General features: G+C 72.4%; 10 protein-coding genes. 1 reads left to right on the top strand and 9 read right to left on the bottom strand.

Translation table 11 applies throughout. From position 1 onward, the window contains the following. Positions 1–8: 8 nt before the first annotated feature. The 8 genes from ilvC to AC4H2H_RS19350 all read right to left on the bottom strand — a co-directional run bounded on the left by ilvC (position 9) and on the right by AC4H2H_RS19350 (position 9,853). Complete coding sequence (ilvC, locus tag AC4H2H_RS19315) at positions 9–1,034, bottom strand: ketol-acid reductoisomerase (RefSeq protein ID WP_494372454.1); 1,026 nt, start codon at positions 1,032–1,034, stop codon at positions 9–11. Positions 1,035–1,128: 94 nt separating this feature from the next. Further along, on the bottom strand, positions 1,129–1,653 hold the full coding sequence (gene ilvN, locus AC4H2H_RS19320) for an acetolactate synthase small subunit (RefSeq protein WP_494372455.1): 525 nt from the start codon (positions 1,651–1,653) through the stop codon (positions 1,129–1,131). A gap of 99 nt (positions 1,654–1,752) precedes the next feature. Further along, positions 1,753–3,663 carry an acetolactate synthase large subunit gene (locus AC4H2H_RS19325; RefSeq protein WP_494372456.1) on the bottom strand — a complete coding sequence of 637 codons (1,911 nt, stop codon included), beginning with the start codon at positions 3,661–3,663 and terminating at the stop codon, positions 1,753–1,755. 407 nt (positions 3,664–4,070) lie between these two features. After that, complete coding sequence (locus AC4H2H_RS19330) at positions 4,071–5,078, bottom strand: DUF2705 family protein (RefSeq protein WP_494372457.1); 1,008 nt, start codon at positions 5,076–5,078, stop codon at positions 4,071–4,073. Continuing rightward, on the bottom strand, positions 5,075–6,031 hold the full coding sequence (locus AC4H2H_RS19335) for an ABC transporter ATP-binding protein (RefSeq protein WP_494372458.1): 957 nt from the start codon (positions 6,029–6,031) through the stop codon (positions 5,075–5,077). The genes AC4H2H_RS19330 and AC4H2H_RS19335 overlap by 4 nt, the downstream gene beginning before the upstream one ends. A gap of 122 nt (positions 6,032–6,153) precedes the next feature. Further along, on the bottom strand, positions 6,154–8,022 hold the full coding sequence (locus AC4H2H_RS19340; protein ID WP_494372459.1) for an alpha-glucosidase: 1,869 nt from the start codon (positions 8,020–8,022) through the stop codon (positions 6,154–6,156). Positions 8,023–8,038: 16 nt separating this feature from the next. Next, positions 8,039–9,085, bottom strand: coding sequence for a DUF4037 domain-containing protein (locus AC4H2H_RS19345; RefSeq protein WP_494372460.1), 1,047 nt, complete (start codon positions 9,083–9,085; stop codon positions 8,039–8,041). Between the two features lie 96 nt (positions 9,086–9,181). Further along, a complete protein-coding gene (locus AC4H2H_RS19350) occupies positions 9,182–9,853 on the bottom strand; it encodes a 4a-hydroxytetrahydrobiopterin dehydratase (RefSeq protein WP_494372461.1) in 672 nt (223 codons plus the stop codon). 197 nt (positions 9,854–10,050) lie between these two features. Here AC4H2H_RS19350 and AC4H2H_RS19355 point away from each other — a divergent pair, with 197 nt between their 5' ends. Further along, positions 10,051–10,782: a 4'-phosphopantetheinyl transferase family protein gene (locus AC4H2H_RS19355; protein WP_494372462.1), complete on the top strand. Its 732-nt coding sequence runs from the start codon at positions 10,051–10,053 to the stop codon at positions 10,780–10,782. Between the two features lie 39 nt (positions 10,783–10,821). Here AC4H2H_RS19355 and ilvD read toward each other — a convergent pair whose 3' ends face one another. Next, a complete protein-coding gene (ilvD, locus tag AC4H2H_RS19360) occupies positions 10,822–12,537 on the bottom strand; it encodes a dihydroxy-acid dehydratase (protein WP_494372463.1) in 1,716 nt (571 codons plus the stop codon). Positions 12,538–12,588 lie beyond the last annotated feature (51 nt).

A 12,588-nucleotide genomic window follows, 5' to 3' on the forward strand; every position in this document is an offset into this window, starting at 1 on the left:
ATTCATGCTCAGCGAGCGGCAGAGCCCTCGGTGTAGTCGGCGTCCTGCTGCTTCCACGCGAACAGCGCACGCAGGTCCTTGCCGACCTTCTCGATCGGGTGCTGGGCGGCCTTCTCGCGCAGCTCCTTGAACTCCGGCGCGCCGGCGTCCTGGTCGCCGATGAAGCGCTGGGCGAACGCGCCCGACTGGATGTCGGCGAGGACGGCCTGCATGTTCTCCTTGACGTGCGCGTCGATGACGCGCGGGCCGGAGACGTAGTCGCCGTACTCGGCGGTGTCGGAGACGGACCAGCGCTGCTTGGCGATGCCGCCCTCCCACATGAGGTCGACGATGAGCTTGAGCTCGTGGAGGACCTCGAAGTAGGCGATCTCCGGCTGGTAGCCCGCCTCCGAGAGCGTCTCGAAGCCGTACTGGACGAGCTGCGACACACCGCCGCAGAGGACGGCCTGCTCGCCGAACAGGTCGGTCTCGGTCTCCTCGGTGAAGGTCGTCTTGATGACGCCGGCGCGCGTGCCGCCGATCGCCTTCGCGTACGACAGCGCGACGTCCCACGCCTGGCCCGAGGAGTCCTTCTCGACGGCGATGATGTCGGGGATGCCGCGACCCGCGACGAACTCGCGGCGCACGGTGTGGCCCGGCGCCTTCGGCGCGACGAGGATGACGTCGACGCCCTCGGGCGCCTCGATGTAGCCGAAGCGGATGTTGAAGCCGTGCGCGAACGCGAGCGTCTTGCCGGCGGCGAGCTTCGGCTTGATCTCGTCGTTGTAGATCGAGCGCTGGTGCTGGTCCGGCGCGAGGATCATGATCAGGTCGGCCCACTCGGCGGCCTCGGCGACGGACTTCACCTCGAAGCCCTCGTCCTGCGCCTTCGCGACGGACGTGGAGCCCTCACGCAGCGCGACGACGACCTCGACGCCGGAGTCGCGCAGGTTCTGCGCGTGCGCGTGCCCCTGGCTCCCGTAGCCGACGACCGCGACCTTCTTGGCCTGGATGATGGACAGGTCGGCGTCGTCGTCGTAGAACAGCTCAGCCACGATGGATCTCCTCGGTTCTCTTGCGGTGCAGGGTCTGCAGTTCTCGGGTGCGCACCGACGCCCGTGCGGGTCTCGGTGCGAGGGTAGGTGATGGTCAGGCGGACCGGACGGCGCGTTCCAGCGCTCGGTCGGTGATGGAACGCGAGCCGCGCCCGACGGCGACGGTCCCCGACTTCACGATCTCGCGCACGCCGTACGGCTCGAGCGCCGCGAGCAGCGCGTTCAGCTTCTCGCCGGTTCCGGTGGCCTCGACGGTCACGGCGTCGGGGACGACGTCGACCACCTTCGCGCGGAACAGGTTGACGACCTCGAGCACGCCCGTGCGGTTCGCGCCGTCGGCGCGCACCTTGACGAGCAGAAGCTCGCGCTGCACGGACGCCGCGGCGTCGAGCTCGACGATCTTGATGACGTTGATGAGCTTGTTGAGCTGCTTCGTCACCTGCTCGAGCGGGTGCTCCTCGACGTCGACGACGACGGTGATGCGCGAGATCTCCTCGTGCTCCGTCGGCCCGACGGCGAGCGAGTGGATGTTGAACGCACGGCGCGCGAACAGGCCTGCGACGCGGGTGAGCACGCCGGGCTTGTTCTCGACGAGCACGGAGAGGGTGTGGCGGGACATGAGGTCAGTCCTCCAGTGACATGGGTCGGATCGAGGCTGCATTCCGCTGCAGCCGAGTGCCTTGCTTCGCTGCGGCCCTCAACTTCCGCTGCATTCCGCTCAATCCTCCCGATCCCACGCGGGCGAGATGCCACGCGCGTACTGGATGTCGTCGTTGCTCACGCCGGCGGCGACCATCGGCCACACCATGGCGTCGCGGGAGACGTTGAAGTCGATGACCACCGGGCGGTCGTCGATCTCCATCGCGCGGTGGATCGCGGCGTCGACCTCGCCCATCGACTCCACACGGATGCCCTCGCACCCGTAGGCGTCGGCGAGCTTGACGAAGTCGGGGACGCGCGCGGTGCCGTGGCCCGTGTGCAGGTCGGTGTTCGAGTAGCGCTTGTCGTAGAACAGCGTCTGCCACTGGCGCACCATGCCGAGCGAGCTGTTGTTGATCAGCGCGACCTTGATGGGGATCTCGTTGATCGTGCAGGTCGCGAGCTCTTGGTTCGTCATCTGGAAGCAGCCGTCACCGTCGATCGCCCACACCGTGGCGTCGGGCCGGCCGACCTTCGCGCCCATCGCCGCGGGGACGGAGAAGCCCATGGTCCCGAGGCCGCCGGAGTTGAGCCACGTCCGGGGGTGCTCGTACTTGATGAACTGCGCGGCCCACATCTGGTGCTGGCCCACGCCCGCGACGTAGATCGACTCCGGCCCGGAGATCTCACCGAGGCGGGAGATGACGTGCTGCGGGGCGAGGTGCCCGTCCTCGGGCTCGGTGTACCCCAGGGGGTAGGTCTCGCGCCAGTCGTCGATCTGGCGCCACCACGCCTCGACGTCGGGCTTGCCCTTGGCCTCGTGCTCGCGCTCGAGCTCGGGGACCAGGTCGGCGATGACCTCCTTGAGGTCGCCGACGATCGGGACGTCCACCTCGCGGTTCTTGCCGATCTCCGCCGGGTCGATGTCGGCGTGCACGATCGCCGCGTGGGGCGCGAAGCTCGAGAGCTTGCCCGTGACGCGGTCGTCGAAGCGCGCGCCGAGTGAGACGACGAGGTCGGCCTTCTGCAGCGCGGCGACGGCAGGGACCGTCCCGTGCATGCCGGGCATACCGAGGTTCTGCGGGTGCGTGTCGGGGACGGCACCGCGGGCCATGAGCGTCGTGACGACCGCGGCGCCGGAGAGGTCGACGAGGCGCCGCAGCTCGGCTGACGCGTTCGCACGGACCACGCCGCCGCCCACGTACAGCACGGGCCGACGCGCGGAGGCGAGCAGTCGTGCGGCCTCCTTGATCTGCTTGGAGTGCGGCTTCGTCACCGGGTGGTAGCCCGGGAGCTGCACCTCCTGCGGCCAGGAGAACGTCGTGCGCGACTGCATCGCCGACTTGGCGATGTCCACGAGCACGGGACCGGGTCGTCCCGTCGACGCGATGTGGAACGCCTCCGCGATGGTGCGCGGGATGTCGTCCGGGTTGGTGACGAGGAAGTTGTGCTTGGTGATCGGCAGCGTGATGCCGACGATGTCCGCCTCCTGGAAGGCGTCGGTGCCGATCGCGGACGCCGCGACCTGCCCGGTGATCGCGACGAGCGGGATCGAGTCCATGTTCGCGTCCGCGATGGGGGTCACCAGGTTCGTCGCGCCGGGGCCCGACGTCGCCATGGTGACGCCGACCCGACCCGTCGCGTGCGCGTAGCCCTGCGCGGCGTGGCCGCCGCCCTGCTCGTGGCGCACGAGGATGTGGCGCAGGCGCTGGGAGTCCATGAGCGGGTCGTACGTCGGGAGGATCGCTCCGCCCGGGATGCCGAAGACGACCTCGGCGCCGACCTCCTCGAGCGAGCGGACGATCGACTGCGCGCCGGTCATCTCCTCGCCCGTCGAGGTGCCGGGCGCCGCCTGGGCGGGCCGGACCTGGGCGCGACGCGAGTCGGACCGGGGGGCGACGGTCGCGGGCGTCGGGGCGGGCTTCGGCGCCGCGGCGGCGGGCGCCGGGGCTCCCGGTCGCGGGGGTGCCGGGGTAGGACCCTGGGCCATGGTGTCTCCTGCGTGTCGTGGCCTCGGCCCGGCGGGCGCCCGTGGGGCGCTCCGCCGGTGCCGGAGCCGACCGTGGTCGTGCGGTCGTGCTGGTCGCGGGTGCGGATGCCGGTCTGCGCGGGTCTCGCGGGTGCGGCAGTCGCGGTGGCCGGTGGGCCGGTCGCGCCGTGCTGGACGGTTGCTGTGCTGGTGTCGTGGCAACAAAAAACCCCTCGAACCCGGGTGCCGGGCTGAACGAGGGGTGAGCGCGCTGACGAAGCCTGTGGCGTGGCCTCAGCCGGCGCGCTCAGGAAGTACTACAAGGAGGATCGTCTGCACGTCTGGGACTGTACGCCCATGTTTCGGGGATGTCACGTGTCGAGGCGGGCGTCCCAGCCCGTGAGACGCCGCCCCGACGGGTGGCCCGCTCAGGACACGTCACGCCGACGGAAGACGAGGACCGCGAGCAGCGAGAGGACGGCGGCGAGGCCGAGCAGGACGAGGCCGCCCTGCGCCTGCGACACCGTGCGCTCGACGCCCTCGCACATCGTCCCGCTCGCGTCCGTCGTGCACCGCTGGACCCAGTACGTCGTGCCACCCTGCGTCCAGGCCAGCAGGTTCGTGCCGACGAACCAGCGCTGCAGCTCCGGCACGACGGCGCGCAGCACGTTCTCGACCACGAGCGACCACACCACGACCAGACCGAGCGCCGCAGCGGCGTTCCGGGTGAGCGTGCCGAGCGCGGCGCCGACCGCCGCGGCGAGGCCCGCGGCGACGACGACGCGCGCGCCCACGGCAACGAGCTCGGTCGTCGTGCTCGACGTGACGTCTCCGAGCTGCCCGTTGAGCGCGTACACCCCGTAGGCGCCCCCGGCCATGACGACGTACGCGACGGCGACGATCGGCAGGACGCCCACGGACGCCGCGACCGCCTTCGACCAGTAGACGCGACGGCGACGCGGCTCGAACGTGAGCCACAGCCCGATCGCGCCGGTCGACATCTCGGCCGTGAGGAACGAGATGCCCACCACGACGCCGACCAGCACGAGGAGCGACGCGAGCTGCACGACCGTCGTCGCGCCGGGCATCGGCCACGTCGTGGCGTCGCCCTCGAACGTCGGCGCGCTGGCCTGGTAGTCCTCGGGCTGCGGCTCCATCTGGTCGCACGCGAAGTCCGCTTCCGGATCGCTCTCGCGCGCGAGCTCCTGGTCCTCCTCGCACTGCTCGACCCACTCGGCGCCGTTCTCCTCCCAGTCGGCGAGGCTCTGCTCGTACCACGCCTGCGCCTCCGCGCGCTCTGTGGCGGTCGGCGGCTGGCTCGACACGAAGGCGACGACGACGCTCAGCACCGCGAGCGCGAGGGTCGCGACGGCGGTCCACCGCACGAGGCGCCGAGCGGAGAGACGCCGCAGCTCGACCCGCAGCAGGCGGATCATGCCGACACCTCCGCGTCGTGCCGCGAGCGCGTGGCCGCGTCCTTCGCGGTGAGCTCGAGGAACACCGACTCGAGCCCGGCCTGGACGGCGACCAGCTCCTCGACCCACAGGTCGTGCGCCGCGAGGATCCGCGTGATCTGCGCGGGCTCGGCGACGCCGTCGGCCAGGAGATGACGCCCGTCAGACCGCACGGTGTACCCGGCATCCTGCAGCACGGCGGCCGCGCGCACGGGGTCGCCGACCCCCACCCGGACCGAGCGCGCCCCGGCGCCGATGAGGTCCTCGACCCGGCCGCTGGCGATGAGCCGCCCGCGCGCGATGATCGAGACGGTGTCGGCGACCTGCTCGACCTCGGCGAGGATGTGGCTGCTCACCAGCACCGTCTTGCCGCGGTCGGCGAGGCCGCGCATGGTGTCGCGGATCTCGCGGATCCCCGCGGGGTCGAGTCCGTTGGTGGGTTCGTCGAAGATGAGCAGGTCGGGGTCCTTGAGCAGCGTCGCCGCGATCGCGAGGCGCTGCTTCATGCCGAGCGAGTAACCCTTGTACCGGTCCCGGGCCCGCTCGGTCAGCCCCACCTCGTCGAGGACCTCCGGGACGCGCGCGGCCAGGGCGCCGATCGCCTCGGCGAGCAGGTCCAGGTTCCGGCGCGCGCTGAAAGCCGGGAAGAACCGTGGTTGCTCGACGATCGCCCCCACGCGCCCGATGACGTCCGGCAGCCGTCGCGGCACCTCGTGGCCGAACACGCGCGCCTCGCCCGCGTCGGGCCGCACGAGCCCGAGGAGCATGCGGATCGTCGTGGTCTTGCCGGACCCGTTCGGCCCGAGGAACCCGTGGACGCCGCCGACGGGCACGACCAGGTCGAGCCCTTCGACGCCCACCGCCCGCCCTCGGCGGCTCCGGTACGTCTTGCGCAGCCCCCGCGTCTCGATCGCGGGAGCGTCCGTGCTCTGCACCCGTGCGCCCCTCTCCGGACCGCTCGGCGGTCCCCCTGCCCGGCGTCCTCACCGGTTGAGGGGAGCATAGGGCACTCTTGGGGCGAGCGGAACAGATCTCCTACCTGGGGATGACCTGTGCTCTACCGGCGATCCAGGGTCGTCGTCCGGCGGTACACCACGCCCTCCCAGGGGCGCAGGTGCCCGACGGCGCCCGGCCGGCGTGCGTCGTCGGGCCGCGGCGGGTGCGTGGCGAGGAGGACGGTCGCCTCTCCCCACCCGACGACGGCGTCGCCGGGTACGTCGTGCGCCTCGCCGGAGACGTTGACGAGCACGAGGAGCTCGTCGCGCCGCCAGGCACTGCACTCGCCGTCGTCCGACGGCGTGTCGAGCGCGCGCGTGAACGCGTAGAGCGCGTCGTGGTCGGGGAGGAGCATGTGGAAGTCACCGAGCGCGACGACGGGCACCTCGTGGCGCAGCGCGACGAGCCGGCGGTAGAAGTGGAGGACCGAGTCTTCGTCCGCCCAGGCGGCCTCGGCGTTGATCACGGTGTGGTTGGGGTTGACCTCGAGCCAGGGCGTGCCGGTCGTGAAGCCCGCGCTCGGGCTCGCGTCCCACTGCACGGGCGTGCGCGCGTGGTCCCGGCTCGCGTGCGCGAGGACGTCGAGCATCTCGGTGTCCGTGCGCAGCCGGGCGTGGCCCGCGCGGCCCGTGAGCTCGAGGTAGTACCCGAGGGACTCGACGTCCTGGTACTGCTCGATCCGGGTGAAGGGCGCGTTCGTCATGCCGAGCTCCTCGCCCTGGTAGACGTACGGCGTGCCGCGGTGCAGGTGCAGCAGGAGCGCGAGCGCCTTCGCCGACGCGACCCGGTGCTCCGGCGAGTCGTCGCCGAAGCGCGAGACGACGCGCGGCTGGTCGTGGTTGTCCCAGTACAGGGCGTTCCAACCGCGGTCGGCGAGCCCCGCCTGCCAGCGGCCCAGCGTCGCCTTGAGGTCGGCGAGGTGCCACGGGACCGGGTCGTAGCGCGTCGCGCCGTGGTCGATGCCCATGTGCTCGAACTGGAAGACCATGTCGACCTCACGACGGTCGGGGTCGGTGTACCGCACGCCGTGCTCGACGGTGACACCGGGCGTCTCCCCCACGGTGAGGACCTCGCGGCCCTGCGCCAGGTAGGGGGCGAACACCTCGCGGTGCATCTCGGCGAGGAGCTCGTGCACGCGCGGGCCGTCCGTGTAGTGCGGGCTGCCGTCGCCGTACGTGCCCCACTGCACCTCGCCGTCGGGCAGGGAGCCGTCGGGCGCGACGGCTTTCGAGATCAGGTTGATGACATCCATGCGGAACCCGTCGACGCCGCGGTCGAGCCAGCGCCGCATCATCGCGTAGACCGCCTGGCGGACCTCCGGGTTCTCCCAGTTGAGGTCCGGCTGCTTGGTGTCGAACAGGTGCAGGTAGTACTCCCCCGACGCCTCGTCGAACCGCCACGCGCTCCCACCGAAGAACGACCGCCAGTTGGTCGGCTCGGCGCCGGGCGCGCCGGGTTCCATGCCGTGGCGGGCCGGTCGCCACCAGTACCAGTCGCGACGCGGGCTCTCGGCCGACGACCGCGACTGGACGAACCATGGGTGCTCGTCGCTCGTGTGGTTGACGACGAGGTCCATGACGAGCTTCATGCCCCGTGCGTGGAGACCCTCGATCAGCGCGTCGAGGTCCGCGAGCGACCCGAACAGCGGGTCGACGTCCTCGTAGTCGCTGATGTCGTAGCCGTTGTCCGCCTGCGGCGAGCGGTACACGGGCGACAGCCACACGACGTCCACGCCGAGCCGTTCGAGATGGTCGAGACGCAGCGTGATGCCCGGGAGGTCGCCGATCCCGTCGCCGTCCGTGTCCTGGAACGAGCGCGGGTACACCTGGTAGACGACGGCCCGCGTCCACCAGGGCGCGTCGCCGGGCTTCGTGGCACCCGGCCACCCGCCCGGGGGTGCGTCGGCGGCCGTCGGCTGGTGTGCGGTCATCGGGCGTCCTCTCGCGTCAGGTGCTGCTCGTCCCACCCTGCACGATGCTCCGGGCCGCGGCGACGCGGCGAGCGGGGTCCGTCAGGACGTCGACGTCGTCGACCCACTGCTCGACCGACCCGACGCCGGACGGCAGCCCCCGCACGACGGGATCCTCGATCGTGGCCGTCACCGCCTCCGCGACCGGTCCCAGCCCGCGGAGCGGCCGCCCCCAGAACGGCTCGACGACGTTCTCGACGGTCGGCAGGCCGACGTCGCCCTGGAGCCGGTGCAGCGTCTCGAGCGCCCGGCACAGTGCGGCCTCGCGCTCGGGCCACGCGCCGGCCGCGAGCGCCGCTCCCAGGTCCCCGCCCGCCGCGCCCGCGCGCGGGAGGGCGGCGAACATCGTCCCGAACCACTTCGCGTAGGGCGGCCAGCGCCGTTCGAGCAGGAACCCGAGGTGCATCGCGGCGCGCACGAGCCGCGCCGTGACCACGCGCGAGCCGAGGTCGTCGCCACGCTCCGCCGTCCGGCCGACGAACGGCAGCTCCTGCCCGATCCGCGCCCAGTCGACGGCGACGACGTACCGCCACACGTCGTCGGGGTACCAGGCGAGGCGGTCACGGGCCGCGGTGACCCGCCCGTCGGTGTCCGCGAACACCGGACCGGCCGTCACCTCCAGGATCGACTGGCCGGTGAGCGCCAGCCAGTCGCCCACGGCGAGCGGACGGGTGGCGTCCACGCCGAGCCGGGACGTCACGAAGGGCCCGGGCGAAGCGACCTCCACCTGGTGCGTGCCGTGCGGGTGCCAGGTCGTGGCGAACCGGGTCGGACGCCCCTCGACCGTGTCCGGCAGCTCGGCGTCGAGGAACGCGTCCACGTTCTCGACCATCGTCTCGTCGACCAGCAGCGTGAGACGCAGACCCCAGTCGTGGTCGCGCGAGGTGTCGTCGTCCAGGCCGAGCACGTCGGACCCGCTACCGAGCCGCGCACCGGCGTGCGACAACCCCGGCCAGCGCGCGAGCACGAGGGGCGCGACGACGTCCTCGTAGTAGCGGCGGGCGAGGTCGGTCCCGGACTCCATCGGGACATCCTGCCCGGCCACGATGGCGGGGCCCAGCGCTTTGCCACCCGCGTCCCGCACGGGTCAGGGCGATCGACTCGGTCCGGACGCCTCCGTTCAGTCGCGGGCCTGCCACGTGCACACGCACGCCTCGTTGCCCTCGGCGTCGGCGAGCACCCAGAACGACGGCGCGCGGCGGTCGGAGACCAGGTGCCCGCCCGCGGCGATGGCGGCGGTCACCCGCGCCTCGGCGACGTCGTGCGGGACCGTGACGTCCACGTGGATGCGGTTGCGCTGCTCGCGCGGGGCATCCATCTGCTGGAACCAGATCGCGGGGGCGCGCGACGTCGGGTCGGCGAGCGAGGGCGCCGCGTCCGACGGTCCCTCCTCGACGAACCCGAGCACGGCACGCCAGAAGGGCTGCACGGCGGAGCCGACGAGGACGTCGACCGCGATCTCGACGTCCTGCACCGCCGACGGGTCGGCCACGAGGTCCAGCTCGCGCGCGGCGTCCGAGATCTGCCGCGCGAGCTCGACGTCGCGGCCGCTCAGCCCGCCGACGTCGTGCGACGTGAGCCGGACGGTCACCGTCCCGTAGCGCAGGTCGACGTCGGGGTGGTGGTTCGCCGCGTCGGCGAGCTCGCCGATCGCGTCGACCAGCCCGACCCCCGCGGTGAACGAGCCGGTACGAAAGAGCGTCTGCGCCGTGCGAAGGATGACGCGCCAGTCCTCCACGCCCTCGCTGTCGTGGAACTGCCGCGCGGTGATGCGGTCGTCCATCGTGGCCATCGGATCAGCTCCTCCTCGGGTACCGCGGCACGCGCACGTCCCGGAGACCCGTGGACGGCGCCCGGCCCCGCGCGGCACGGGCGGTCGGCGCCCGCACACCTATGCTGGTCCGCGGCGGCACCGTACGCCAGCCCTGACCGCGCCACGCCGGTACCCGGACCTGGCGGTCGGGGCGCGAGGACGAGGAGCGCCGCGCGTTGGCCTACGACCCCGACCCGCCCACCGTCCCTGATCTCGTCGGTGTACGACGCGCGCCTCTGGGGGCGCGGTCGCTCCCGACGACGACCGGCGCGTCGCCCGCCGTCTGGTGGGGCACCGTCGAGCGCTGCGCACCCTGGGCGGTGCCGCTCGCGGCGTCCGTGCTCGACGCCGGGGAGCGCGAGCGCGCCGTGCGACTCGTCCACGAGGTCGACCGCACGACGTACACGGTGTCCCACGTCGTGCTGCGACTCCTGCTCGCGCGGGCGCGGCCAGGCCTCGAACCCGGCCGGATCTCGCTCGACCGCGCACCCTGCCCGGTGTGCTCCGGCCCCCACGGACGTCCCGTGCTCGACGGCGGTCCGGAGTTCTCGCTCTCGCACGTCCGTGGCACGTTCGCGGTCGCGATCTCTCAGGGAGCGGTAGGGGTCGACCTCGAGAGCACGCCCGAACCCGCTGTGGTCGGAGAGGTCGTCGGCACTCTGCACCCGCGCGAGCGCGACGAGATCACGGCGCACCGTCCCGACGCACAGGCCGCCGCGTTCGCCCGAGCCTGGACCCGCAAGGAGTCCTACCTCAAGGCGCTCGGCACGGGCCTGGCGCGCGACCTCGGCGCCGACGACGTCGGGGCGGGGCCGACGCCACGGTCCCCCGCCTCGGGATGGGCGGTGGCCGATCTCCTCCTGCCACCGCCCCTCACGGGTGCGGTGACCTGGTGGACGACGCCGTAGCCACGCGGTCGCCGCCCGGGAGCGAACGGCGGCGACGGCCTACTCGAGGATCGCGCCGCGCGACGCCGACTGGACGAGCTTGGCGTACTTCGCGAGCACGCCGCGCGTGAACGTCGGGGGCAGCGGCGCCCAGCCGTCCCGCCGTGCGGCGAGCGTCTCGGCGTCGACGAGCAGGTCGAGGGTCTTGCTCGCGACGTCGAGGCGGATGCGGTCGCCGTCGCGCACGAAGGCGACCGGGCCGCCGTCGACCGCCTCGGGCGCGACGTGCCCGACGCACAGCCCGGTCGTCCCCCCGGAGAAGCGGCCGTCGGTGAGCAGCAGGACGGTCTTGCCGAGCCCCGCGCCCTTGATCGCACCCGTGATGGCGAGCATCTCGCGCATCCCCGGCCCGCCCTTGGGGCCCTCGTACCGGATGACGACGACGTCCCCGTCCGTGATCGTCCCGTCCTCCAGGGCGTCGAGCGCCGCACGCTCGCGCTCGAAGACGCGCGCCGTCCCCTCGAACACGTCCTCGTCGAAGCCGGCGGACTTCACGACGGCACCCTCCGGCGCGAGCGACCCGTGGAGGATCGTGATGCCCCCGGTGTGGTGGATCGGGTTGTCGAGAGCCCGCAGGATCTTGCCGTCGGGGTCGGGCGGGTCGATGTCGGCGAGGTTCTCGGCGACCGTCCGGCCGGTCACGGTGAGCGCGTCGCCGTGCAGCAGACCGGCGTCGAGCAGGGCCTTCATGACGACGGGCACTCCCCCGATGCGGTCGACGTCGTTCATCACGTACCGGCCGAACGGCTTGAGGTCGCCGAGGTGCGGCACGCGGCTCGCGACCCGGTCGAAGTCCGCGAGCGTGAGGTCGACCTCGGCCTCGTGCGCGATGGCGAGCAGGTGCAGCACGGCGTTGGTGGAGCCGCCGAACGCCATGACGACGGCGATCGCGTTCTCGAACGCCTCCTTCGTCATGATGTCGCGCGCGGTGATCCCGAGCCGCAGCAGGTTGACGACCGCCTCACCCGAGCGGTGCGCGAACGCGTCCCGACGCCGGTCCGCCGACGGCGGCGCCGCCGACCCCGGCAGCGACATGCCCATCGCCTCGGCGACCGACGCCATGGTGTTCGCCGTGTACATGCCGCCGCACGCGCCCTCCCCCGGGCAGATCGCGCGCTCGATACGGTCGACGTCCTCGCGGCTCATAAGCCCCCGCGCGCACGCCCCGACCGCCTCGAACGCGTCGATGAGCGTGACCTCCTTCTCCGTGCCGTCGGAGAGCTTGACCCAGCCCGGCATGATCGAGCCGGCGTAGAGGAACACGCTCGCGAGGTCGAGCCGCGCGGCCGCCATGAGCATCCCCGGGAGCGACTTGTCGCACCCGGCGAGCAGCACCGTGCCGTCGAGGCGCTCCGCCTGCACCACCGTCTCGACGGAGTCCGCGATGACGTCGCGGCTCACGAGCGAGAAGTGCATCCCCTCGTGCCCCATCGAGATGCCGTCGGACACGGAGATCGTCCCGAACTGCAGCGGGTACCCGCCCCCGGCGTGCACGCCCTCCTTCGCGCCCTGCGCGAGGCGGTCGAGCGACAGGTTGCACGGCGTGATCTCGTTCCACGAGCTCGCGATGCCGATCTGCGGCTTGGCGAAGTCCTCGTCGCCCATCCCGACGGCGCGCAGCATCCCGCGCGAAGCCGTCGCCTCCAGCCCGTCGGTGACCTGGCGGGAACGAGGCTTGAGGTCGGGTCCGGCATCGGCGCGCGGTGTCTGGGTCATGCCCTCACTGTAGGAACCCAGCACGCTCGCGGCGAGGTAGAACCCCGGCCT

The sequence above is a fragment of the Cellulosimicrobium sp. BMG9.22 genome, from assembly GCF_059159975.1.

Bases quoted from the DNA above. Each gene is read 5' to 3' on its own strand.
- AC4H2H_RS19325 (WP_494372456.1), bottom strand. From the start codon at position 3,663: ATGGCCCAGGGTCCTACCCCGGCACCCCCGCGACCGGGAGCCCCGGCG.
- AC4H2H_RS19330 (WP_494372457.1), bottom strand. From the start codon at position 5,078: ATGATCCGCCTGCTGCGGGTCGAGCTGCGGCGTCTCTCCGCTCGGCGC.
- ilvN (WP_494372455.1), bottom strand. From the start codon at position 1,653: ATGTCCCGCCACACCCTCTCCGTGCTCGTCGAGAACAAGCCCGGCGTG.
- AC4H2H_RS19350 (WP_494372461.1), bottom strand. From the start codon at position 9,853: ATGGCCACGATGGACGACCGCATCACCGCGCGGCAGTTCCACGACAGC.
- AC4H2H_RS19340 (WP_494372459.1), bottom strand. From the start codon at position 8,022: ATGACCGCACACCAGCCGACGGCCGCCGACGCACCCCCGGGCGGGTGG.
- ilvD (WP_494372463.1), bottom strand. From the start codon at position 12,537: ATGACCCAGACACCGCGCGCCGATGCCGGACCCGACCTCAAGCCTCGT.
- AC4H2H_RS19345 (WP_494372460.1), bottom strand. From the start codon at position 9,085: ATGGAGTCCGGGACCGACCTCGCCCGCCGCTACTACGAGGACGTCGTC.